17 protein-coding genes and 1 pseudogene are annotated in these 23,521 nt (G+C 76.0%); 10 read left to right on the top strand and 8 right to left on the bottom strand.

What is annotated here, in order from left to right:
- Positions 1–34: 34 nt before the first annotated feature.
- A pseudogene (locus FJR00_RS16655) lies at positions 35–436 on the bottom strand (MFS transporter); the annotation flags it as partial.
- A 221-nt stretch (positions 437–657) separates the two neighbouring features.
- On the opposite strand from FJR00_RS16655, the gene FJR00_RS08865 reads away from it, so the two are divergent.
- Positions 658–1,971: a GNAT family N-acetyltransferase gene (locus FJR00_RS08865; RefSeq protein ID WP_141338397.1), complete on the top strand. Its 1,314-nt coding sequence runs from the start codon at positions 658–660 to the stop codon at positions 1,969–1,971.
- A 7-nt stretch (positions 1,972–1,978) separates the two neighbouring features.
- Here FJR00_RS08865 and menD read toward each other — a convergent pair whose 3' ends face one another.
- Positions 1,979–3,706 (bottom strand): 2-succinyl-5-enolpyruvyl-6-hydroxy-3-cyclohexene-1-carboxylic-acid synthase, encoded by a 1,728-nt coding sequence (menD, locus tag FJR00_RS08870; RefSeq protein WP_141338398.1) that lies wholly within the window; start codon positions 3,704–3,706, stop codon positions 1,979–1,981.
- A 47-nt stretch (positions 3,707–3,753) separates the two neighbouring features.
- Between menD and FJR00_RS08875 the strand changes: the two genes are divergently transcribed.
- The gene (locus FJR00_RS08875; protein ID WP_141338399.1) at positions 3,754–5,253 is read left to right on the top strand and encodes a gluconokinase; all 1,500 of its coding nucleotides are present in this window, start codon (positions 3,754–3,756) and stop codon (positions 5,251–5,253) included.
- 69 nt (positions 5,254–5,322) lie between these two features.
- Positions 5,323–7,656 (top strand): helicase-associated domain-containing protein, encoded by a 2,334-nt coding sequence (locus FJR00_RS08880; RefSeq protein ID WP_141338400.1) that lies wholly within the window; start codon positions 5,323–5,325, stop codon positions 7,654–7,656.
- A 58-nt stretch (positions 7,657–7,714) separates the two neighbouring features.
- Here FJR00_RS08880 and FJR00_RS08885 read toward each other — a convergent pair whose 3' ends face one another.
- The 3 genes from FJR00_RS08885 to FJR00_RS08895 all read right to left on the bottom strand — a co-directional run bounded on the left by FJR00_RS08885 (position 7,715) and on the right by FJR00_RS08895 (position 10,652).
- On the bottom strand, positions 7,715–8,101 hold the full coding sequence (locus FJR00_RS08885) for a DUF302 domain-containing protein (protein WP_141338401.1): 387 nt from the start codon (positions 8,099–8,101) through the stop codon (positions 7,715–7,717).
- Positions 8,098–8,490: a thioredoxin gene (trxA, locus tag FJR00_RS08890; protein WP_141338402.1), complete on the bottom strand. Its 393-nt coding sequence runs from the start codon at positions 8,488–8,490 to the stop codon at positions 8,098–8,100. Before trxA ends, FJR00_RS08885 begins: the two co-directional genes overlap by 4 nt.
- A 131-nt stretch (positions 8,491–8,621) precedes the next feature.
- The gene (locus FJR00_RS08895; protein ID WP_141338403.1) at positions 8,622–10,652 is read right to left on the bottom strand and encodes a M13 family metallopeptidase; all 2,031 of its coding nucleotides are present in this window, start codon (positions 10,650–10,652) and stop codon (positions 8,622–8,624) included.
- Positions 10,653–10,739: 87 nt separating this feature from the next.
- Here FJR00_RS08895 and FJR00_RS08900 point away from each other — a divergent pair, with 87 nt between their 5' ends.
- The gene (locus tag FJR00_RS08900) at positions 10,740–11,630 is read left to right on the top strand and encodes an ABC transporter ATP-binding protein (protein WP_141338404.1); all 891 of its coding nucleotides are present in this window, start codon (positions 10,740–10,742) and stop codon (positions 11,628–11,630) included.
- Positions 11,627–13,225: an ABC transporter permease gene (locus FJR00_RS08905; RefSeq protein WP_141338405.1), complete on the top strand. Its 1,599-nt coding sequence runs from the start codon at positions 11,627–11,629 to the stop codon at positions 13,223–13,225. The genes FJR00_RS08900 and FJR00_RS08905 overlap by 4 nt, the downstream gene beginning before the upstream one ends.
- Here the strand turns inward: FJR00_RS08905 and FJR00_RS08910 are convergent.
- Entirely contained in the window at positions 13,195–14,205 is a 1,011-nt protein-coding gene (locus FJR00_RS08910; protein WP_181409561.1) for a lysylphosphatidylglycerol synthase transmembrane domain-containing protein, read from the bottom strand. The genes FJR00_RS08905 and FJR00_RS08910 overlap by 31 nt on opposite strands.
- A 113-nt stretch (positions 14,206–14,318) precedes the next feature.
- On the opposite strand from FJR00_RS08910, the gene FJR00_RS08915 reads away from it, so the two are divergent.
- Positions 14,319–15,155: a SurA N-terminal domain-containing protein gene (locus tag FJR00_RS08915; RefSeq protein WP_141338407.1), complete on the top strand. Its 837-nt coding sequence runs from the start codon at positions 14,319–14,321 to the stop codon at positions 15,153–15,155.
- A 67-nt stretch (positions 15,156–15,222) separates the two neighbouring features.
- On the opposite strand, the gene FJR00_RS08920 is transcribed toward FJR00_RS08915, so the two are convergent.
- Positions 15,223–16,170: a hydroxymethylglutaryl-CoA lyase gene (locus FJR00_RS08920; RefSeq protein ID WP_141338408.1), complete on the bottom strand. Its 948-nt coding sequence runs from the start codon at positions 16,168–16,170 to the stop codon at positions 15,223–15,225.
- Between the two features lie 43 nt (positions 16,171–16,213).
- The gene (locus FJR00_RS08925) at positions 16,214–18,556 is read right to left on the bottom strand and encodes a glycoside hydrolase family 65 protein (RefSeq protein ID WP_141338409.1); all 2,343 of its coding nucleotides are present in this window, start codon (positions 18,554–18,556) and stop codon (positions 16,214–16,216) included.
- 99 nt (positions 18,557–18,655) lie between these two features.
- Here FJR00_RS08925 and FJR00_RS08930 point away from each other — a divergent pair, with 99 nt between their 5' ends.
- The 4 genes from FJR00_RS08930 to FJR00_RS08945 all read left to right on the top strand — a co-directional run bounded on the left by FJR00_RS08930 (position 18,656) and on the right by FJR00_RS08945 (position 23,483).
- Positions 18,656–20,374, top strand: coding sequence for a DNA repair helicase XPB (locus FJR00_RS08930; protein WP_141338410.1), 1,719 nt, complete (start codon positions 18,656–18,658; stop codon positions 20,372–20,374).
- A 45-nt stretch (positions 20,375–20,419) separates the two neighbouring features.
- A complete protein-coding gene (locus FJR00_RS08935; RefSeq protein WP_141338411.1) occupies positions 20,420–21,136 on the top strand; it encodes an HAD family hydrolase in 717 nt (238 codons plus the stop codon).
- Positions 21,137–21,222: 86 nt separating this feature from the next.
- Positions 21,223–21,936 carry a response regulator transcription factor gene (locus FJR00_RS08940; protein ID WP_141338412.1) on the top strand — a complete coding sequence of 238 codons (714 nt, stop codon included), beginning with the start codon at positions 21,223–21,225 and terminating at the stop codon, positions 21,934–21,936.
- An 11-nt stretch (positions 21,937–21,947) separates the two neighbouring features.
- Positions 21,948–23,483, top strand: coding sequence for a sensor histidine kinase (locus FJR00_RS08945; RefSeq protein ID WP_238330401.1), 1,536 nt, complete (start codon positions 21,948–21,950; stop codon positions 23,481–23,483).
- Positions 23,484–23,521 lie beyond the last annotated feature (38 nt).

Genomic DNA, 23,521 nt, shown 5'->3' on the forward strand with positions numbered 1-23,521 from the left:
GCCAGGGCGGGCAGCTGGACCAGCCCGCCCCCGAGCCCAGGACCGCGCCGGCGGAGAACCCGGCGTGGAAGTAGGGCATCCAGGACCGGTCCCGCTGCTGCTCGACGTGGGTGGCCTGGATGTTCATCGCCACGTCCCAGATGCCGACGGCGACGCCGGTGACGACCAGCGTGGCCATGAGCACCGGCGCCGACGGGGCGAGCGCGACCGCCCCCCACCCGACGCAGCCCACCAGGACGGCGACGAGGACGACCCGGCGGCTGCCGAGTCGGTCGACCAGCCGCCCCGTGAACGGCATCGCGAGCAGCGACCCCAGCCCCATCCCCATGAGCGCCAGCCCCAGCTGGGCCTTGTCCACCCCGAGCGCGTCGCGCACCGCCGGGACCCGGGCCAGCGCCTGCCCCATGACGAACCCCGCCGCGGCGAAGACGACCATCACGGCCGTCACCGACCCCCGGGCGGGCACCTGGCCGTGCCCACCACCGGCGCGCGGGTCGACGGCGGTCGGACGGGGGGCGTCGGCGGGCACGGTGCGGCGGTCCTCTCGGGAAGGCGTGGGGGCGCGGCGACGTCGGCACGCGGAGACGGCAGGGCGGCGGGGCTGGACGTCCCCGAAAACCCCTGGCCCCGCCCACCCTACGACGCCACACTGGTCCGGTGGACATCGACGCACGCCTCATCGACCTGACCCCGGAGGACCTCGCCCGCGTCCAGGAGCTGGACACCACCGTCTGGTTCGAGGTCGTGCCCGGCACCCGGCCCGAGGAGCTGGTCGAGCACCTCGACCTGCGGCACGCCCGGGCGCTGGAGCGGACCGGGCCGCCGCTGCCCGGCGAGCCGGGGCGGGACCGCCCTCCGCTGGTGGGCATCTACAGCGCCTACGACCTGCAGCTCACCGTGCCCGGTCCCGAGGACGGGCTGCGGACCGTGCCGATGGACGGTCTCACCTGGGTCGGCGTCCACCCCGACGCCCGCCGCCAGGGGATGCTCACCCGGATGATGCGCGACCACCTGCACCGGGTGCACGACCGGGGCGAGGCCGCGGTCGCCGGGTTGCACGCCTCCGAGCCGGCGATCTACGGGCGCTACGGCTACGGCGCGGCCAGCCTGGACGTCAAGCTCGTCCTCTCCCGGGGCCAGGAGCTGCGCGTCCCCGACGAGCTGGCGGCCGCGGCGGAGACCGTCGACACCCACCTGGTGACCCTCCCCACCCCGGAGGGCGCGGCGGCCCTGCACGAGGCGCACCGGGCCTGCGCCGCGACCAACGTGGGCGCCGTGACCCGCCCGGACGCCTTCGCCGGCTCCTGGTTCCGCGACGTGCCGAAGGCCCGCGGCAGCAAGGAGCCGCGCCGGCTGCTGCTCGCCCGCCGCGACGGCGTCCCGACCGGGTATGCCGTGCTGCGCCGCGAGAGCAGGTGGGAGGACGAGACGCCCCGCAGCGCGGTCGACGTCGCCGAGCTCGGCGCGACCGACCACGCGAGCCTGCTCGCCCTCGTGCGCCGGCTCGTCGACCTCGACCTGACGACGAAGGTGACCCTGTGGGGCCGCTCCGTCGACGACCCGGTCCTGTGGTGGAGCGGAGGCCCGCGCTCGGTGGGCGTCCGCGCCATCGACAGCCTCTGGCTGCGGCTCGTGGACCTGCCCCGGGCCCTCACCGAGCGGGGGTATGCGGTGTCCGCCCCGCTCGACCTCGTGCTGGAGGTCGTCGACGACCTCTGCCCGTGGAACGCGGGCCGCTGGCGGTTTGCCGTCGACGGCTCGGGAACCGCGACCTGCGAGCGCGCCGCCGACGGCGACGAGCCCGACGTGGTCCTGCCCGTGGCCGCCCTGGGGGCCGCCTACGCGGGCGGGCGGACGGTCGCCGCCCAGGTGCCCACGCTCGGGGTGCGCGAGCTGAGGGCGGGCGCGGTCGGCCGGCTGTCCCGCGCGATGCGGGCGGACACCGAGCCGGTGGGGGCCATCGGCTTCTGACCGACGCTCAGCCGGCCGGTGGCCGCAGCCGGTCGCGCAGCGGCCGGTGGCCGGCCCGGTCGACGGGCACCTCGAGGACGCGGATGCCGGAGGCCGGCCGTCCCAGGAGGTCGGCGAGGGCCTCGGTGGTGCCCACCCGGTGGTGCTCCACGCGGTGGGCGGCGCACAGGGCCTCCAGGTCGGTGCCGTGCGGGGTGCCGAACAGCCGCTCGGTGGCCGCCCGGCTCCCGGCGGTGCCCGCCCGCGCCGGGTCCCCGTACTCCAGGGTGGAGAAGATGCCGCCGCCGTCGTCGTTGACCACGACGACGGTCAGGTCCGGGCGGGGCTCGTCCGGCCCGACGAGCAGGCCGTTGGCGTCGTGCAGGAAGGTCAGGTCGCCCAGGAGCGCGACCGTGCGGCCACCACCCACGCCGGCCAGGCCGACCCCGACGGCGGTGGAGACGGTGCCGTCGATGCCCGCCAGGCCCCGGCCGGCGACGACCCGCGGGGCGCCGGGCTGCGCGAGCAGCCCGAGCCCGGTGGCCAGGTCGCGGGGCCCGTTGGAGGACCCCAGCACGAGCACGTCGTCGTCGCCCAGGGCGGCGGCCACGGTCGTGGCCACCGACGGGCCGGTCGGGCCGGCGGACGGGTCCGTCGAGGCGGCCCGGACCTGCTCCGTCAGCTCCTCCCCCAGCGCGGTCCACGCCCCCACCCAGGCCGGTGCGCCGGGGGCCGGCGCCGGCGGCGTCCGCAGCACCTCGGGCCCGCGGACCACCTGCACGACGTGGGAGGGGTCGGTCCAGGACGGGCCCGCGGACACGTGCTCGACGACCGCACCGGGCAGCCGCACGAGGGCGCCCAGCTCCCGGAAGAGGGTGAGCCGCCCCACGACGACGACCCGGTCCGGCCGCAGGGCGGGGTCCGCCAGCGCACGGGCGGCGGCCACGGGCGCGTGCCGGACCACGTGCGGGCCGGTGGGCAGGACCCCGAAGGGCTCGGCGAGCACCGGCCACCCGGCGGCGCGGGCCCAGCCCAGGGCCGCCCGCGTCAGCTCCGGGGTCGGCAGGTCGCCGAGCAGCACCAGCGTCCGCTCCCCCGGGCCCACCGTCTCCCCGGGCCCGGCCACCCGCACCCAGGGCCGGCCGTCGGGCCGGCCGTCGAGCGATTCGGGCCAGCCGTCGACGTCCTCCAGCGCGGGGGCCAGGGGGTCGCGGAGGCCCACGTTGAGGTGCACCGGGCCCCTCCTGGACCAGCCCGGTCCGGACGCGGGGTCGAGCGCCGCCGCCAACGCCCGGCACACCGTCGACCGCCAGTGCGCGACCTGCCCGGCGCGGCGCCCGGGGGCCGGCAGGTCGACCTCCCACCGGGGGGCGGGGCCGAACAGACCCGGCTGGACCGTCGTCTGGTTGGCGCCGGTCCCGCGCAGCTCGGCCGGCCGGTCGGCCGACAGGACCACGAGGGGCACGCCCCCGTGGTGCGCCTCGAGCACCGCCGGGTGCAGGTTGGCCACCGCCGTGCCGGACGTGGTGACCACGGGGACCGCGCGACCGGAAGCGCGCGCCATACCGAGCGCCAGGAAGGCCGCCGACCGCTCATCCACGCGCACGTGCAGCCGCAGCCGGCCGGCCCGGTCGGCCTCCTCCAGGGCGTAGGCCAGCGGCGCGGACCGGGACCCCGGGCACAGCACCGCCTCCCGGACACCGCCGCGCACGAGCTCGTCGACGAGGACCGTGGCCAGGGCCGTGGAGGGGTGCACGGGGCGATCCTGCCACGGCCCGCGCAGGCCCCAGTAGAGTGCCGACCATGGCCTCCGACTTCGACATCGAGCTCAAGGACGCCGTCCCTCCCCTGGTCCTTGCGCTCGACGTGGGCTCGACCGCCAGCCGGGGCGCCGTCTACGACGCGCACGGTCGTCCGGTCGGCAAGCGCGCCAAGGTCCCGCACACCTTCACCACCGCGCCCGACGGCACCTCCGAGATCGACCCCGACCAGGTCGTGGACGAGGTCACCACCCTCATCGACCAGCTGGTCGAGGCGCTCGACGGCACCCCCGTCGCCGGGGTGGCGCTGGACACCTTCGCCTCCTCGATGGTCGTGGTCGACGACGACGGCCGCCCGCTGACCCCCTGCTTCACCTACGCCGACTCCCGCTGCGCCCCCCACGTGGCCGCCCTGCGGGTCGAGCTCGACGAGGAGGCCCTCCAGCAGCGGACCGGCACCCGGGTGCACGCCAGCTACTGGCCGGCCCGGCTGCGCTGGCTGGCCGAGGAACGCCCCGAGGTGGTCGGGCAGGCCGCCCGCTACCTGTCCCTGGGCGACCACGTGCTGCACCGCCTCACCGGCGCGCTGGGGACCGGCACCTCCACCGCGGCGTGGACCGGGATGGTGGACCGGCACACCGCCGACTGGTACCCCGAGCTGGCCGAGATCGTCGGGATCGCGCCCGGCCAGCTGCCACCGATCCACCACCTGGACCAGCCGCTGCAGGTGGACGAGCGTCGCGCGGCCAAGATCGCCAAGCGGTGGCCCACCCTGCAGGACGCGGTCTGGTACGCCGCGATCACCGACGGCCTGGCCGCCAACGTCGGCCTCGGCGCCTACGACGAGACGAGCATGGGCGCCTCCTGCGCCACCTCGGGCGCGCTGCGGGTCCTGGTCCGGGAGATGCCCGACGAGCTGCCGCCCGGGCTGTGGTGCTACCGGGTCTCCCACGACCGGGCCCTCGTCGGCGGCGCCCTCAACGACGTCGGCCGTGCGCTGGCCTGGGCCGACGTGACGCTGGCCGTCGACCAGATCGAGGACGAGGAGCTGTCGGCCGCGCTGCTGGCCGAGCCGCACCCGACGACGCCCCTCGTGCTGCCGTTCTTCACCGGCGAGCGCAGCACCGGCTGGGCCGCCGACGCCCGGGCCGTCGTCGCGGGCGTGTCCGCGGGGTCGGCGCCGGTGGAGGTGTACCGGGGCGTCGTCGAGGGCATCGCGCTGTCCTACGCCCGCATCGTCAGCCAGCTGCGCGAGGTCGCCCCGCAGCCGGAGCGGCTGTTCGCCGGCGGCAGCGTGACCACCGACCACCCCGAGCTGCTGCAGGTGATGGCCGACGCGATGCGCACCCCGGTGACCCCGGTCCGGATCAAGCGGACCACGTTGCACGGCACCGCGCTGCTGGCCCTGGAGTCGCTGGCCCCGGACGTGCGCCGCGCCCGGCCGGACCGCGGGCGGGCCCTGACGCCGGACTACAACCGGCGCCGCTACTACACCGACCGGTTCCAGCGGTTCGAGCGGGTCTACGACGCGCTCTTCGGCTGAGCCGCCGACCACCGTGACGGCCCTCGAGGACCCGGTGGCCCGTCCCCGCCGGGGCCGGGGGGCACCGGCATGGTGAGCGTCCGGTCGCTCGCCGACGACCTGCGGGCCCGCGGCGACGACGAGCTGGCCGCCCTGCTGCGGGCGCGTCCGGACCTGGCCCGGCCGGCCCCCGCCGACGTCACCACCCTGGCGGCCCGCGCGACCACGCTCGCCAGCGTGCGCCGGGCGTTGGACCACCTCGACCTGGCCCACCTGCAGGCGCTCGAGGCGGTCGTCGTGGCCGCCCCCGCCGCCGAGGAGGAGGTCGCCGGACTGCTCGGCACCTCGGTCGCGCTGGCCGGACGGCTGACCGACCGGCTGCGGGCCCTGGCGCTGTGCTGGCGGTCCCCGGAGGGGCTGGTCGCGGCCCGGCCGGTCCTGGAGGTGGTCGGCGACCCCGCCGGCCTGGCTCCCGCCGACGTCCGGCCCGGTCCGGCGGCGGCCGACCCGACCGCCGGCGACCCGGGCGCCGCCCTGTCGCGGACCGGCCCGGCCGAGCGTCAGCTCCTGGACGCGCTCACCTGGGGCCCGGCCGTGGGCACGCTGCCGCAGGACCCGGACGCCCCGATGGCGAGGGCCGCCCGGTCGTTGGTGGCGGCGGGCCTGCTCGTGCGGCAGGACGAGGCGCACGTCGTGCTGCCCCGGGCCGTGGCCCTGACACTGCGGGAGGGACGGCTGCACCGTCACCCGGCGCCCGAGCCGCCGGCGGTGGAGAGCGCCGTCCTCGACCAGGAGGTCGTCGACGCGGCCGTGGGCGGCCGGGCCGGGGACCTGCTCGTGCTGGTCACCGAGGTGATCGACCGGTGGGGGGTCCGGCCACCGCGGGTGCTGCGGTCCGGCGGCCTGGCCGTGCGCGACCTCGCCCGGCTGGCCACGCACCTGGAGGTGGACCGGGACGAGGCGGCCTGGTTGCTGGAGACCGCCCTGGCGGCGGGCCTGGTGGCCGCCGACGGCGGCGGCCCGCGGGGGGACGCCGAAGCGGCCTGGGTGCCGACCACGGCCGCCGACGAGTGGCTCGCGGCCGCCCCGGGCGAGCGGTGGGCGGCCCTGGCCACGGCCTGGTGGTCGATGGCCGCCGCGCCCAGCCTGGCGACGTCCGGGGACGCGGGGCGGGTCAGCGCCCTGTCGGTGCACACCTCCTACCCCCTGGGCCGGGTGCGTCGGCACGACGCCCTGACGGCGCTGGCCACGCTGCCCCCCGGCTCCGCGCCCACCCTCGACGGGCTGACCGAGCTGCTGCGCTGGCGGCACCCGCTGCGCACGGCGCGGGCCGCCGACCTCGGACCCGGCCTGGAGGTCGTGGCCCGGGAGGCCGAGTGGGCCGGGGTGACCGGCAGGGGGGCCCTCGGCGGCCCCGGCCGCGCCGTGGTGGCCGGGGACCCGCCGACGGTCGCGGCCGGCCACATGGAGCCCCTCGTCCCCCCGGCCGTCGACCACGTCCTCCTGCAGGCCGACCTCACCGCGGTGGCGCCGGGCCGGCTGGACGGACCGGCGCGCTCCCTGCTGCACGTGGTCAGCGACGTCGAGTCGCGCGGCGGGGCCAGCGTGCACCGGTTCAGCGAGGCCAGCGTGCGGCGGGCCCTGGACCTGGGGTGGTCGGCCGACCGGGTGCTCGCCGAGCTGGCCGAGGCCTCCCGGACCGGGGTGCCGCAGCCGCTGGACTACCTCGTCCGCGACGTGGCCCGGCGGCACGGCCAGGCCCGCGTGGGTGCGTGCTCGGCCTACCTGCGCTCCGACGACCCCGCCCTGCTCGACCGGATCGAGCGCGACCGCGCCCTGGGCATGCTCCAGTGGCGGCGCGTCGCCCCGACCGTGCTGGTCAGCCCGGTCCCGGCGCCGACCGTCGTCGACCTGCTGCGGGAGGAGCAGTACGGCCCGCTCGTCGAGGGCGGCGACGGGGGCCTGCGGGTCGCCCCGACCACGGCCCGGCGCACCTCCCCCCGGCCTCCCTCGCCGGTGCGCGTGAGCACGGTGGACGAGGAGGTGGCCCGCCAGGTCGTGGCCCAGCTCCGCCGGGGCGAGGCGTCCCGCCCCCGGGCGGACCGGGACGAGGGTGCGGAGCACGGCGGTCATGGGCCCACCCCCGGCGGGTCGGCCACCGGCGGGAGGGGCGCGGAGGGGAGCGCGGCGACGGCGGGCGGTCGGACCGCGGACCCGGTCGTGGTGGCCTCGGTCCTGCACGAGGCCGTGGCCGACGGGGTCCCCGTGCGGATCGGCTACGCCGACGACGCCGGCGGCGTGGGCTGGCACCTCGTGCGGCCGTTGGCCGTGGAGGCCGGGCGGCTGCGGGCCGGGGTCGGCGACGGCGACGCCCGGCGCACCTTCCTGCTGCACCGCATCACCGGGGTCTCGCCGGCCGGCTGAGGCGCGGGACGCCGACGGCCCCGCCCCCGCGGGGGGACCGGGCCGTGCTCGGGCAGGCTCAGCCCAGGGAGTCCAGCGCCTTCTGCAGCCGCTCCTTGGCGTCGGCGGCCACGGGGGCGAACGCGTCGCCGGCCAGCCGGCTCATCGCGTCGGGGTCGAACGCCTCGACCCGGGTCGTGCCGTCGCCCAGGTCGCGCACGGCGACGTTGCAGGGCAGCACGGTGCCGACCGAGGGGTCCACCTGCAGCGCCTGGTGCGCCAGCGGCGGACGGCAGGCGCCGAGCACGATGTGGGCCGGCACGTCCACGTCGAGCTTCTCCTTGAGCGTCCTGGCGAAGTCGATCTCGGTGAGGACGCCGAAGCCCTGCTCGGCCAGCGCGGCCCGGGTCGCCTCGACGGTGGTCGGGTAGTCCTGCTCGACGGTGACGCCGATGGTGTAGCTCATCGCGTTGCCTCCTCCTTCTCGGTGCCGGACGCCTGCCGCTCGGCGATCTGCGTCCGGACGTGGTCCATGTCCAGCCCGCGGACGGCCTCGATGACCTGCTCCAGGGCGGGAGCCGGCAGGGCGCCTGCCTGCTCGAACACCAGGATGCCCTCCCGGAAGGCCATGAGGGTGGGGATGGAGCTGATCTGGGCGGCCGCGGACAGCTCGCGCTCGGCCTCGGTGTCCACCTTGGCGAAGACGACGTCGTCGTGCTGCTCGCTGGCCTTCTCGTAGACCGGGGCGAACATCCGGCACGGCCCGCACCAGGAGGCCCACCAGTCGACGAGGACGATGTCGTTGTCGGTCAGCGTGCTCTCGAAGTCGGTCGTGGCCAGGTCGACGGTTGCCATGTGACGGTGCTCCTCGGGGTCGGGTGAGGGTCTCGGTCGGGCCCGGGGCCTTCGCTCCCGGGCGTCGGGGGCGTCAACACGACATACCCGGTGGGGTATTCCGGCCGGGTGCGTCGACGACCGGTCACGGGTCAGAAGACGCGCACCCGGTCCTCGGGCGCGAGCCAGAGCCCGTCGCCGGCGGTGGTCCCGAACGCCTCGTGGAAGGCGTCGACGTTGCGCACGGTGTTCGCCCGCAGGTCGGCCGGCGCGTGCGGGTCGACGGACAGCAGCCGCCGGGCCTCCTCCGGACGGGCGGTGGTGCGCCACACCGAGCCCCACCCGAGGAAGAACCGCTGGTCCCCGGTCCAGCCCCCGATCTCGGGCGCCCGGTCCCCGCTGGCGATCCGGTAGGCCAGGTGGGCCAGCTCCAGGCCGCACAGGTCGCCGATGTTCTCCCCGACGGTCAGGCCGCCGTTGACGGTGGCCTCGTCGTCGGGCAGGTCCCGGGGGGAGAGGGTGCCGAACTGCTCGACGAGCCGCTGGGCCCGGGCGTCGAAGCGCTCCCGGTCCTCCTGCGTCCACCAGTCGGTCAGCGAGCCGTCCCCGGCGTAGCGGCTGCCCTGGTCGTCGAACCCGTGCCCGATCTCGTGGGCGATGACCGCCCCGATCCCGCCGTAGTTGGCCGCGTCGTCGGCGTCGACGTCGAAGAACGGCGGCTGGAGGATGGCCGCGGGAAAGACGATCTCGTTGAGCATCGGGTGGTAGTAGGCGTTGACGGTCTGGGGCGTCATCAGCCACTCGTCGCGGTCGATCGGCCGCCCGACCTTGGCCAGCTGCCGGTCGGTCTCGAACGCGTTGCCGCGCCGCACGTTGCCGACCAGGTCGGTCGGGTCGAGCCGGTAGGCGGCGTAGTCGCGGAAGGTGGGCGGGTGGCCGATCTTGGGCCGGAAGGCGGCCAGCTTCTCCAGGGCGCGGTCCCGGGTCTCCGGGCTCATCCACTCCAGCTGGCCGATCCGCTCCCGGAAGGCGGCGACGACGTTGGTCACGAGCTGCTCCATGCGCTCCCGCGCCGCCGGGGGGAAGTGCTCGGCGACGTAGAGCTCGCCGGCGGCCTCGCCCAGCAGGGCCTCCACGAGCGCCACGCCGCGCTTCCACCGCTCCTTGTTCTCCGGGGTGCCGGACAGGGCCCGGCCGTGGAAGTCGAAGTGCGCGGCGACCAGCTCGTCGGTCAGGTAGGGCGCCGTGGCGTCCAGCAGCCGGACGGCCAGCCAGGCCCGCCAGGTGTCCACCGGGACCTCCTGGAGGGCCAGGGCGACCGCGGCGAGCACGTCCGGCTGCCGGGCCACGACCCGGTCGAGGGCTCCCGCAGGCGCGCCCAGGCCCTCGGCCCAGGCGTCCCAGTCCCACCCGGGCGTGCGGTCCGCGAGCTCGGCACGCTCCAGCCGCGTGTAGGACCGGACGGCGTCGCGGGCCGCGACCCGGTCCCAGTGGGCGGCCGCGATCCGCTCCTCCAGGCCGTACACCGCGGCGACGGGGTCGGGACCCAGGTCGAGGCCGGCCCGGTCCAGCGCGGGGGCCGCCAGCTCCAGCAGCCGGCCCAGGTAGCTCCGGTAGGCCGCGCGGACCTCGGCGTGCTCGTCGTCGGTGTAGTAGGCCTCGTCCGGCAGCCCGATCGCCCCCTGGTGCAGGTAGGCCACGTACTCCTCGGGGCTGCCCGCGTCGGCGGTGACCCAGGTGTGCACCAGGCCGTCGGCGCCCTCGCGCTCCTGCTGGGCGCTCACGCGCACGACGTCGGACGGGCCGGTCACCGCCGCGATCCGGCCCAGGGGCTCCACGAGCGGGTCGGTGCCCAGGTCCGCGACCCGGGCGGTGTCCATGAAGCTGGCGTAGAGCGCACCGACCTTGCCCTCGGGGCTCTCCGGCTCCGGCAGCCGCTCGGCGGCACGCTCGATGAGCTCGCGCACGTGGGCCTCGGCCGTCTCCCGGAGCATGTCGAAGGCTCCGTAGCGCGCCCGGTCGGCGGGGATCTCGGCGGTCGCCAGCCAGGTCCCGTTGACGTGGGCGAACAGGTCGTCCTGCGGCCGCACCGACGGGTCCATGAGGGAACGGTCGATGCCGGCGGCCGGCGTCCCGGCGCCGTCGGGATCGGTGGGGGTCTGGCTCTGGGTGAGGAACTGCATACCCCCACCGTATGCGGCGACGCGTCCCGGCCGCGCGTCGGCGCCGCTCCCCGGACCCCTGGTCGGTCCGGGCGTAGATTGCCGGGCATGGACCCGATCGAGATCCGCGACCTGACCAAGCGGTTCGGGAGCACGGTCGCCCTCGACGGCCTGACGATGTCCGTGGCCCAGGGGGAGGTGCACGGGTTCCTCGGGCCCAACGGCTCGGGGAAGTCGACGACGCTGCGCGTCCTGCTCGGCCTCCTGCGGGCCGACGGCGGCTCGGCGCGGCTGCTCGGGGGCGACCCCTGGGCCGACGCCGCGCAGCTGCACCGGCGGCTGGCCTACGTCCCCGGGGACGTGGCCCTGTGGCCGGGGCTCACGGGCGGCGAGGTCATCGACCTCCTCGGCCGGCTGCGGGGCGGCATCGACCCGCGCCGCCGGGACGAGCTGCTCGAGCGGTTCGACCTCGACCCGCGGCGACGGGGCTCGACCTACTCCAAGGGCAACCGGCAGAAGGTCGCCCTCGTGGCCGCCCTGGCCTCGGACGTCGAGCTGCTGCTCCTCGACGAGCCGACCTCCGGCCTGGACCCGCTCATGGAGGCGCAGTTCCGTGAGGTCGTCGGCCGGTGGCGGGGCGACGGACGGACCGTGCTGCTCTCCAGCCACATCCTCTCCGAGGTGGAGCACCTCTGCGACCGGGTCTCGATCATCCGCGCCGGCCGGGTCGTGGAGAGCGGCACGTTGGCCCAGCTGCGCCACCTGACCCGCACCCAGGTGGAGGTCGAGCTCGGGGGCCCCGTGCCGCAGGAGCTGTGCGCGGCCCCTGGGGTCCACGACGCGATCGTCGACGGGCACCGGCTGACCTGCCAGGTGGACGACACCGCCCTGGGCGACCTGCTGGCCCGGCTGACGCCCCTGGGGGTGCGCAGCCTGCGGACCTCGCCGCCCACTCTGGAGCAGCTCTTCCTGCGCCACTACGACGGCACGGGGCGATGACCGGCACCCGCGTCCTCGTCGCGCTGGCGCTGCGGCGCAGCCGGTGGTTCCACCTGGCCTGGATCCTCGGCCTGGCCGTGCTCGCCCCGGCCACCGCCGCCGCCTACGAGACGATCGTCGGCGGCCTGGCCGGCGCCGGCGCCCTGGACGTGATGGCCGCCAACCCCACCATGCGGGCGATGCTCGGTCCGCCCTACGACCTGACCACGCCGGGGGGCTTCACCGTCTGGCGGGTGGGCACCTTCCTGGCCACCCTGGCCGGGCTGATGGCCGTCCTCGGCGTGGTGCGGGTCACCCGGGCCGACGAGGAGGAGGGCCGCACCGAGCTGCTGCGCTCCGGCGTCGTGGACCGGTCGGCCCCGCTGACCGCCGCCGTGGTCGTGGGTCTGGCCGCCGTGGCCGTCCTCGGGATGCTGGTGACGGCGGGGATGGTCGGCGTCGGTGCCCCGCCGGCCGGGTCCCTGGCGTTCGGCTCCGGCACCGCGCTCACCGGCGCCGTCTTCGTCGGGGTCGGGGCGGTCACCGCCCAGCTGACCGCGAGCGCCCGCGCCGCCCGGGGCCTGGGCCTGGCCGTCCTCGCGGCGGCCTACCTGCTGCGGGCGGTCGCCGACGCGGCGACGGACGGCTCGACGGCGCAGCTCCTGCGCTGGGCCTCGCCCGTGGAGTGGATGGCGCTGGCCCGCCCCTACGCGGACGAGCGCTGGGGGGTCCTTCTCCTGCCCCTGCTGCTCACGGCCGCGCTCGTGGCGGGCGCGTTCGCCCTCGAGGCGCGGAGGGACCACGGCTCGGGGGTGTATGCCGTGCGCCCCGGCCCGGCCCGGGCGGCCCGGGGCCTGCGGTCGCCGATCGCGCTCGCCTGGCGGCTGCACCGCCCGGGTGTCGCCGGCTGGCTCGTGGGACTGTCGGTCTTCGCCCTGGGGATGGGGTCGCTGACGGGCAGCTTCGGGCGGATGATCGCCGACCTGCCGCAGTTCGAGATGGTGCTGCGACGGATGGGCGGCGGCGCCGAGCAGCTCGTCGACGCGTTCTACGTGGCGATGCTGGGCCTGGTCGCGATCCTGGTCGCCGTCCTGGTGGTCCAGGTCTGGCAACGGCTGGCCGTGGAGGAACGGCGGGGCCACGCCGAGCTCGTGCTCTCCACCGCCGTCCCGCGGACCCGACTGGCGCTGGCGCACCTGCTGGTCGCCGTCGCGGTCGGCGTGGCTGCCGCCGCGCTCTTCGGGGCCCTCCTGGGCCTGCCGTACGCGCTGGAGACCGGCAGCGGCGACGTCGTCGCCCGGACCACCTGGGCCTCGCTCGTCCTGACGCCCGGCGCCCTGCTCGTCCTCGGACTGGCGGTGGCGCTGCACGGCTGGGCCCCCCGGCTGGGGTGGCTGGTGTGGGTCGTCGTCGGGTGGTCGCTGTTCATGGTCTGGGTGGGCGCGGTGCTCGGTCTGCCGGAGTGGCTGACCCGGCTGTCCCCCTGGGAGCCGCTGCCCGCGCTGCCGGTGGAGGAGATGGCCTGGACGCCGATCGCCATGGTGCTCCTCGTCGCCCTCGGCCTGTCGGGGGCGGGGCTCGTCGGCTACCGGCGGCGCGACCTGGGGGTGGGCTGAGGCGGCCACCACCGCTGGACGAGCATGGCGCTCCCCGCGGCGAGGAGGTCGGCCAGGGTGAGGAGCACCCGGGAGAGGAGGACCACCACGAGGACGGCTCCGGCGTCGAGCACCGGGGCCAGCACGAGCGCCAGCACCGCCTCGCGGGCCCCCACACCGGCGGGCAGGAACACCAGGACCGTCCCGACGAGCCAGGCCAGGGCGTAGCCGCCCAGGGAGGTCCGCAGCAGCGGGACGCCGGGCTGCGCCCCGACCGCCACCGCCAGCACGAGGACCTGCAGGCCGATCGCCACCCACGAGGCCAGCGACCACGCCGACCCCGCCGCGACCGACCCCGCGTCCGGGCGCCGTCGCGCCGGGGCCTGCCCGGTGACCCGCAGGGCCAGCTCGAGCACCCTGCCGAGCACCGGGGGGAGCACCAGGAGCAGCACGACGGGGGCGAGCAGCACCAGCCACCCGTGCGGCTCCAGCGGGGTCCCCCGGGCCCCCGGCAGGGTCACCAGCACCAGGGCACCGCCGACGACCGCGGACAGGAGCACCCCCACCAGCAGGGTGCCCACGGTCAGCCGCCGGCCCACGCCCCGGTCGCGCCCCAGCTCGGCGGAGGCCAGCAGGTTCCACACCGAGCCGGGCAGGTACTTGCCGACCTGCCCCACGAGATAGACGACCGCCGCGTCCCGCACCCCCAGCGGGACCCCGAGCCCGCCGGCGACGGCCCTCCACGACAGCGCGGCGAAGAGGACGTTGAGCACCGACAGTCCCAGGGCGAGGGCGACGAAGGACCAGGACACCTGGTCGAGCGCCCGCCCGGCCGCCTCCCGCTCGACGACGAGCGCCAGCACCGCGGCGGCGACCGCGGCGAGCAGGAACCCGCGACGGGCCCAGGGCGAGCGCAGGAGGTCCAGGGCACGGAGCACGCGGGCGCGCCCACGCCCGTGCTCCGCGGGGCCCCCGGTCCGCAGCTCGCCCGGACCGCTCATGGTCGGGAAGCGTATCGGCCCGGCCGGGCGTCCAGCCGCCCCACGACGTCGCTGCACGGCGCCTGGACGGGACCTGGGAGGCATACCCAGGTGGGCCGCCTAACGTCCGGCGGATGCGACGCACACGGACGACCCCGACCGGACCTGGCCGCACGACGAACGGCGGGATGGTCGGTGCCCTCGCCCTGGCGGCCGCGCTCACCCTCGGCGCCTGCTCGGCCCAGGAGGGCCCGGAGGGGGCCGACCCGGGGGTGGACGCCGCCACGGCGACGGCGGGCGGCGGCGCGACGGGCACGGCCGAGGACGGGTCGTCGGTGGACGCGGCGGGCACCACGGTCGACCCCGACGAGCTGCCCGACCCCGTGGCGGAGGTGGAGGGCGAGGAGATCAGCCGCGCCGACTTCGTCGAGGTCTTCGAGCAGCAGCGCGACGCCGCCCGGCAGCAGGCCACGGCCGCCGGCTCCCCGGTCGACGAGGCCGCCCTGCGCGACGGCGTGCTCGAGTCGCTCGTGGCCAGCGAGCTGCTCCGCCAGGAGGGCGAGCGGCTGGGCCTGGAGGCCGACGCCGAGGAGGTGGACGCCGAGCTGGCCTCGCTGGCCGAGCAGAACGGCCTGGGGTCCGCCGACGAGCTGGTCGCCGCCCTCGGCGAGCAGGGGCTGCCCGAGGAGCAGGTGCGCGAGGAGATGGGCCGGCTGCTGCTCATCGAGGAGATCGTCGCCGAGCGCGGCGGGGTCGAGCCGCCGACGGAGCAGGAGCTGCAGGACTACTACGCCGAGCTGACCGACGGGATGGACGGCGCGGCAGCCACCGACGGGGCCGAGGGGGTGCCGCCCTTCGAGGACGTCCGCGACGTGCTCGAGCAGCAGCTCACCGAGCAGCGCGAGAACGAGGCCCTCACCACGATCCTGGACGAGCTGGAGGCGGACGCCGAGATCACCCGCCACCTCTGAGCACCCCGAGCGCCAGCTCCACGCGCCCCGGCCGCGCCTGCCGGCGACCGGCCCCCGGCGGGGCCGGTCAGCCGCCGGCGAGCGCCCGCACGACCCGCGAGGGGGCCGGGCGTCCCAGCTGCTCGGCCATCCAGGTGCTCGTGGACACGAGGGCGTCCAGGTCCACGCCCGTCTCCACGCCCATCCCGTCGAGGGCCCAGACGAGGTCCTCGGTGGCCAGGTTGCCGGTCGCCGAGCGGGCGTAGGGGCACCCGCCCAGGCCGCCGGTCGCCGCGTCGACCACCCGCACCCCGTGCTGCAGCGCGGTGAGGGTGTTGGCCAGCGCCTGGCCGTAGGTGTCGTGGAAGTGCACCGCGACCTGGTCCGGCCCGATCCCGGCGTCGTCCAGGGCGGTGACCAGCCGCACGACGTGGCCGGGGGTGCCCACGCCGATCGTGTCGCCGATCGAGAGCTGGTCGCAGCCCAGGTCCATGAGGTGGGAGCACACGTCCACGACCTGGCCGACGGGCACCGGCCCCTCCCACGGGTCGCCGAAGCACATGGACACGTAGGCCCGCACCCAGGCGCCGCCGTCCAGGGCCCGCCGCACCACCGGGGCGAACATCTCCAGGGACTCCCCGACCGAGCGGTTGAGGTTCTTGCGGGCGAAGGTCTCGGTGGCGCTGGCGAACACGGCCACGGCGTTCACGCCCTTGTCCAGGGCCCGGTCCAGGCCCCGCTCGTTGGGCACCAGGACCGGGCGCTGCCGGCCGGTGCCCAGGGGGCCGAGCAGGTCCAGCAGCTCCTCGGCGTCGCCGAGCTGGGGCACCCACCGCTGGGGGACGAAGCTGGTCAGCTCGACGGTGTCCAGCCCCGCGTCCAGGAGCCGCCGGACGAACTCCGCCTTGACCTCGACCGGCACCGCGGTCGGCTCGTTCTGCAGCCCGTCGCGGGGTCCGACCTCGTAGATCGTGACCCGGTCGGGCAGCCCGGGCATGGGCACGGTCATCGGCAGCTGGCGGGACTCCGTCGTCATGGGCCCCATCATCCACCAGGCCGGTGCGGACCTCCCGCGGCGGTCAGCCGGCCGGCTCGCGACCGACCGGCTGCGTCGGCTCGGGCAGGAGCGGCGTGGGGGTCCGCAGCGGTGCGCGCGCCGGAGCGTCCGGCCGCACCTCCAGGGCCGCCCCGTCGACCACGACGGACACCGGCCCCTCGCCGCGGCGCAGCGTGACCGTGGTGCCCTCCCGGGTCGTCTCGACCCGCAGCACCCGTCCCCGCCAGGTGAGGTGGAAGGCCGTGCGCTCCAACGCCTGCGGCAGCACGGGCGAGAGCTCGAGCTCCTCGCGGTCCTCCCGCAGCCCGCCGAGGCCCGCCGCGAGCGCGAGCCAGGACCCGCCGACGGCCGCCAGGTGCAGCCCGTCGTCGGTGTCCCCCTGCACGTCGAGCAGGTCGACGGTCGCGGCCTCCCGCAGGTAGCGCAGGGCGAGGTCGGCGTGGCCGGCCTGGGCGCAGACGACCGCCTGGACCGCGGCCGAGAGGGAGGAGTCGCGCACGGTCCGGGCCTCGTAGTAGTCGAGGTCGCGCGCCACCTCCTCGTCGGTGAAGTCGTCGCGGCACCACCACAGGGCCTGCACGAGGTCGGCCTGCTTGAGCACCTGGCGGCGGTAGATCTTGGCGTAGTGGTGGTGCTCCTGCAGCGGGTAGCAGTCCCGGTGGTCGGCGAAGCGCCACTCGCGGTAGGTGGTGAAGTGGTCGTTCATCGGGTGCACCCCCCGCTCCTCGTCCCACGGGACGTGCACCGAGGTCGCCGCGTCCCGCCAGCTGGCGACCTCCTCCGGCGTCACCCCCATCCCCCCGGCCAGCTCGTCCTGCTCCTCAGCGGCGTCGGCGGCCCACAGCAGGTTGCGGCGGGCCATGAGGTTGGTGAAGACGTTGTCGTCGACGACGCCGGTGTACTCGTCCGGCCCGGTCGTGCCGAGCAGGTGCCAGCCGCCGTCGGCGTCCCGGTGACCCATCGAGGTCCACAGCCGCGCGGTCTCCACGAGGATCTCGAAGAGCCGCAGGTCGTCGTCGAAGGCTTCCCCGGTGACGTTGCGGTGCAGCCAGAAGGCGCGGCACACGTCCGCGTTGACGTGCATGGCCGCAGTGCTCGCCGGCCAGTAGGGCGAGCACTCGTGCCCGTCGATGGTCCGCCAGGCGAAGGTGGCGCCCTGCAGGTCGAGGACCTGAGCCCGGTGCCGCGCCTCCTCCAGCGTGCCCGCCCGCCAGCGCAGCAGCCGTCGGGCGGCCTCCGGGCGCAGCAGGCTCAGCGCCGGAGCCACGAAGCCCTCGATGTCCCAGAACGTGTGGCCGTCGTAGCCCAGCCCGGTCAGCCCCTTGGCCCCGACCGGCGCGTCACCGATGAGCGCCGCCGAGCAGAAGAGCTGGAACAGGCAGTAGCGCAGGGCCTGCTGCAGCTGCGGATCGCCGTCCACCTCGACGTCGGCGGTCTGCCACAGGTCCTCGAGCACCTCCCGCTGGGCCCGTTCCAGACCCTCCCAGCCGCGGTCCAGCCCGGAGGCGACCGCCGCCTCGGCCAGGTCCAGCACGTCGTCCGGGTCGCCCTCGTGGACCCAGGCGTGGCCCAGCACCTTGGTCAGGACCAGCTCCTCCCCCGCCTCGAGGTATGCCGTCACGCCCGTGCGCACCGTGTGGTCGCGGGCCTCGGTGGTCACCTCGCCCGCCCCGTCGACGAGGTGCTCCACGGCGGCACCGACGACCATCCCGGAGGACCGCGTGCGGCCCACCATGGTGCCGCCGGCGTCCCCGCACCGCTGGCGGACCACCTCGAACGGCTCGGCGAGCGCCTCCCCGACCCGGGGGTCGCCCTTGGTGACCGAGGGCCGGTCGACCAGCCCGGCGAGGTCGGACCGCAGGACGAGGTGCACGGGCCCGTCGACGGCGCGCACGGCATACCGGATCGCGCTCACGGACCGCTCGGCCAGGGAGACCAGCCGTCGGGACCTCACCTGCAGGGTCGTGCCCGAGGGCAGGGCCCACTCGACGCGGCGGTCCAGGGTGCCGGCGCGCAGGTCGAGGGTGCGGGAGTGGTGCCGGGGACGGACGCTCCCCACGTCCATCGCCGTGCCGTCCGCGACCAGCCGGACGACGGTGCCGTCCGCGACCGACACGATGGCCTGGCCCTGCACGGGGTCGCCGTAGCCGCGCTCGGGGTAGGACAGGGGGTAGTGCTCGAAGACGCCCGACAGGAAGGTGCCGCGCACGCGGGCAGGCCGCCCGTCCTCCAACGTGCCCCTCATCCCGACGAAGCCGTTGGCCAGGGAGAAGAGCGTCTCCGAGACCGCGAGCACGTCGTCGGACACGTCGACGTCGGGCTCGGTCACCCGCCAGGGGTCGACGTCCAGCTCCGGGGCAGCCACGTGCACCGTCATACCGGCTGGACCGCGCCCGCGCCACCCGTGGGCCCCGGCCGACGCCCCGGCGGAATGTCCGCCCCCCGTCCCGCCGTTGTCCCCACGATGAACGGCCCCCTGATCGTCCAGTCCGACAAGACCCTCCTCCTCGAGGTCGACCACCCCGACGCGGAGGCGGCCCGTCGTGACATCGCGCCGTTCGCCGAGCTGGAGCGGGCGCCCGAGCACGTGCACACCTACCGGGTCACCCCCCTGGGCCTGTGGAACGCGCGGGCCGCGGGGCACGACGCCGAGCAGGTGGTGCACGCCCTGCTGACCCACAGCCGCTACCCCGTGCCCCAGCCGCTGCTCGTCGACGTCGCCGACACCATGGCCCGCTACGGCCGGCTGACCCTGCTCAAGGAACCGGTGGACGGGGAGGAGGACCCGCGGACCGGCCTGCCGCCGACCCGGCTGGTGCTGCGCACGACCGACCGGGCCGTGCTCACCGAGGTGCTGCGCCACAAGAGGATCAAGCCCCTCGTCGGCGAGCGCGTGGACGAGGACACCGTCGTCGTGCACGCCTCCGAGCGGGGCCACCTCAAGCAGGAGCTGCTCAAGGTCGGCTGGCCGGCCGAGGACCTCGCCGGCTACGTCGACGGCGAGGCGCACCCGATCGAGCTGGCCACCGAGGGCGTCGACGACGGGCACGGCGGCCGGACCCCGGCCTGGTCCCTGCGCCCCTACCAGCAGCAGGCGGTCGACGGCTTCTGGGATGGCGGGTCCGGGGTCGTCGTGCTGCCCTGCGGCGCCGGCAAGACCCTCGTCGGGGCCGGCGCGATGGCCCGCTCGCAGACGACCACCCTGATCCTGGTCACCAACACCGTCTCCGCCCGCCAGTGGCGCGAGGAGCTGCTGCGCCGCACCAGCCTCACCGAGGACGAGATCGGCGAGTACTCCGGCGCCCGCAAGGAGATCCGGCCGGTGACGATCGCCACCTACCAGGTGCTCACCACCAAGCGCAAGGGTGTCTTCCCCCACCTGGACCTGCTCGACGCCCGGGACTGGGGGCTGGTCGTCTACGACGAGGTGCACCTGCTGCCGGCCCCGATCTTCCGGATGACCGCCGACCTGCAGGCCCGTCGCCGGCTCGGGCTGACCGCGACCCTCGTGCGGGAGGACGGCCGGGAGTCGGACGTGTTCTCCCTCATCGGGCCCAAGCGCTACGACGCCCCGTGGAAGGACATCGAGGCCCAGGGGTGGATCGCCCCCGCCGACTGCGTCGAGGTGCGGGTCTCCCTGCCGGAGTCGATGCGGATGGCCTACGCCGCGGCCGAGCCGGACGAGCGCTACCGCTTCGCCGCCTGCGCCCCGGCCAAGGACGCGGTCGTCGAGACGCTCGTGGAGCGGCACCGGGGCGAGCCCACGCTGGTCATCGGCCAGTACCTCGACCAGCTCGAGCAGCTGGCCGACCGGCTGGACGCGCCGCTCATCACCGGGGAGACGACGGTGACCCGCCGTCAGGAGCTCTTCCGCCAGTTCCGCGAGGGCGAGATCGACCTGCTCGTCGTGAGCAAGGTCGCCAACTTCTCCATCGACCTGCCCGAGGCGTCCGTGGCCATCCAGGTCTCGGGCACCTTCGGCTCCCGCCAGGAGGAGGCCCAGCGGCTCGGGCGGGTGCTGCGACCCAAGGGCGACGGCCGGACCGCGCACTTCTACACCACGGTCGCCCGGGACACGGTGGACGCGGAGTTCGCGGCCCACCGCCAGCGCTTCCTCGCCGAGCAGGGCTACGCCTACCGGATCGTCGACGCCGACGACCTGGAGACCCTCGACCGCGCCTGAACCCCCCGGGGTGACGCGGGAGGGCATACCGGGTGGAATGGGGACATGGCTCCCCACGACACCGTCCTGCTCGACGTCGACGGCACCCTCGCCGACACCACCTACCACCACGCGCTGGCGTGGGCCCGCGCCTTCGCCGCGCACGACCTCCACCCCCCGCTGTGGCAGGTGCACCGGGCCATCGGGATGGGCGGCGACAAGCTCGTCGCCGCCGTCGCCGGCGACGAGGTGGAGGAGCAGCACGGCGAGGCCCTGCGGGAGCGGTGGGAGGAGGAGTACGACCGGCTCCTGCCCGAGATCGTGCTGCTGCCCGGCGCCCGCGACCTGGTGCTGCTGCTGGCGGACCGGGGCGTGCGGGTGGCGCTGGCCTCCTCCGGCAAGGCCCGCTTCACCGACCACGTGGTGGGCCTGCTCGACCTGCCCGACGGCACCCTGGCCGCCACGACCAGCTCCGACGACGCCGAGCACTCCAAGCCCGCCCCGGACATCCTCGCCAGCGCGCTCGAGGCGGCGGGCGGCTCCTCGGCCCTCGTGGTCGGCGACACCACCTACGACGTCACCGCCGCCGCCCGGATGGGCTCCCCGTGCGTCGCGCTCCTCTCGGGGGGCTTCGGCCGGGTCGAGCTCGAGGACGCCGGTGCGGTGCACGTGGCCGGCACCCCCGCCGAGCTGCTCGAGGCCGACTGGGCCGGGCTGCTGTCGGCCGAGCCGGCACCGACCGCGCGGGAGGACCGCACGCCCCTGGACCGCAGCGCCGGCTGAGCCGGACGGGTCCCCGACCGACCGCGGGGACGAGGCTCCCAGCCTGCTCCCAGACGACTCCCAGCAGGGAGGAGGACGATGGGTCCATGAGCGCGACGACCCAGGAGCCGGAGGCCACCCTGCTGGTGGTCGAGGACGAGACGAACATCCGCGAGCTGCTCACCACGAGCCTGCGCTTCGCCGGCTTCGAGGTGCACGCCGCCCCCGACGGACGGACCGCCCTGCAGCTGGCCGGCGAGCACGAGATCGACCTGGCCGTGCTCGACATCATGCTGCCCGACATGGACGGCTTCAGCGTCACCCGGACGCTGCGAGAGCGCGGCGCCGACCTGCCGATCGTCTTCCTCACCGCGCGCGACTCCCTCGACGACAAGATCAAGGGCCTGACCGTCGGCGGCGACGACTACGTCACCAAGCCGTTCAGCCTCGAGGAGGTGGTCGCCCGCATCCGGGCCGTGCTGCGACGCACCCGGCTGGTCGACCCCGACGACGACCACGTGCTGCGCGTGGCCGACCTGGAGCTGGACGAGGACAGCCACGAGGTCCGCCGTGCGGGGAAGGTCATCGAGGTCTCCCCCACCGAGTTCAAGCTGCTGCGCTACCTCATGCTCAACCCGGGCCGGGTGCTGTCCAAGAGCCAGATCCTCGACCACGTGTGGGACTACGACTTCCGGGGCGAGATGAACATCGTGGAGTCCTACATCTCCTACCTGCGTCGCAAGATCGACGTCGTCGGCGAGCCGCTGATCCACACCAAGCGGGGCGTGGGCTACGTGCTGCGCGCGCCCCGCCCGGCCTGAGGGTCCCGGCCGTGGTCGGCCGGCTGAAGGGATGGACCTACCAGCGGCTGCACGGCCTGTCGCTGACCCACCGGCTCGTCGCGGTGGTGGTGCTGCTCGTGCTGGCGGCCTACGTGCTCACGACGTCGGTGTCCCTCATGATGCTGCGCGGCTACCTGGTGGACCGGGCCGACGCCGACCTGGGCGCCTACATCGAGCCGCTGGCCCAGCGGACCTACAGCCAGATCGTCGAGGAGGCCACCGGCGAGCAGGTGGACCTGGAGCAGCAGACGTTCGTGCCGCCCAACCCCTACGTGGTCGTCTTCACGCCCGCCGACCCGGACGCCCCCGCCCAGACCCGGGTCTTCCAGCCGCGCCGCCTCGAGGTGAGCATGCCCGCGCTGGACCGGGTCGACGTGGACGACTCCCGGCTCGGCGAGCACTTCACCGTCCGGGGCGAGGACGGGGTCGGGTCCTGGCGGGTGCTGGCCGCCCAGCTGACCGACGGGCAGGGCCGCACCGGCGGGACGATCGCGGTGGCGCTGCCGCTGACGAGCGTGGAGAGCACCGTGCGGCAGCTGGCCTGGCTGACCGCGGTCATCGGGCTGACCACCCTGGTCCTCGTCGGGGTCCTGGGGTGGTTCGCGGTGCGCCGGGCCTTCCGCCCGCTGACCCGGATCGAGGACACCGCGGCCGCCATCGCGGCCGGGGACCTCGCCCGCCGCATCCCCCCGCGCGGCACGAACGACGAGGTCGGCTCGCTGGCCGACTCGCTGAACCGGATGCTGGCCCAGATCGAGCACTCGTTCGCGGTGCGGGAGGGGTCGGAGCGCCGGATGCGCGACTTCGTGGCGGACGCCTCGCACGAGCTGCGCACGCCGCTGGCCACGGTCAAGGGGTATGCCGAGCTGTTCCGGGTGGGCGCGGTGCCGCCGAGCGAGGTGCCCGGGGCGATGCGGCGGATCGAGGACGAGGCCACCCGGATGTCGCGGCTCGTGGAGGACCTGCTCACCCTGACCCGGCTGGACTCCGAGCCGCCGATGTCACCCACCCGGGTCGACCTGACCGTCCTCGCCTCGGACACCGTCCAGGACGCGCGGGTGCGGACGCCGGACCGGACGGTGCGGCTGGTGGCCCTGGAGGACGGGGAGCGCTCCGCCTCCTGCGTCGTCGTGGGCGAGGACGGGGCGCTGCGCCAGGTGCTGACCAACCTGGTGGCCAACGCCCTGACCCACACCCCCGCCGGCACCCCGGTCGAGGTCGCCGTGGGGCGGGTGGACGGCACGGTCGCCGTGGAGGTCCGCGACCACGGGCCCGGCCTCGACGACGACGCGGCCCAGCGGGCCTTCGAGCGCTTCTACCGGGCCGACCGCTCCCGCAGCCGGGCCTCGGGCGGCACCGGGCTGGGCCTGGCGATCGTGGCCGCCATCGTGGCCCGCCACGGCGGGTCGGTGCGGCACCGGCCCACGCCGGGCGGCGGCGCGACCTTCCGGGTCGAGCTCCCGGCGGCCGCGCCCGACGGGGCGGACGCACCGGAGCCCGTCGACGAGGTGTCGACGGGCTCCTGAGCCTGACGGGCCCGCGCGCAAGGGGCACGGCCTGCCGG

Source organism: Ornithinimicrobium kibberense (assembly GCF_006519705.1).
Lineage (GTDB): Bacteria > Actinomycetota > Actinomycetes > Actinomycetales > Dermatophilaceae > Ornithinicoccus > Ornithinicoccus kibberensis.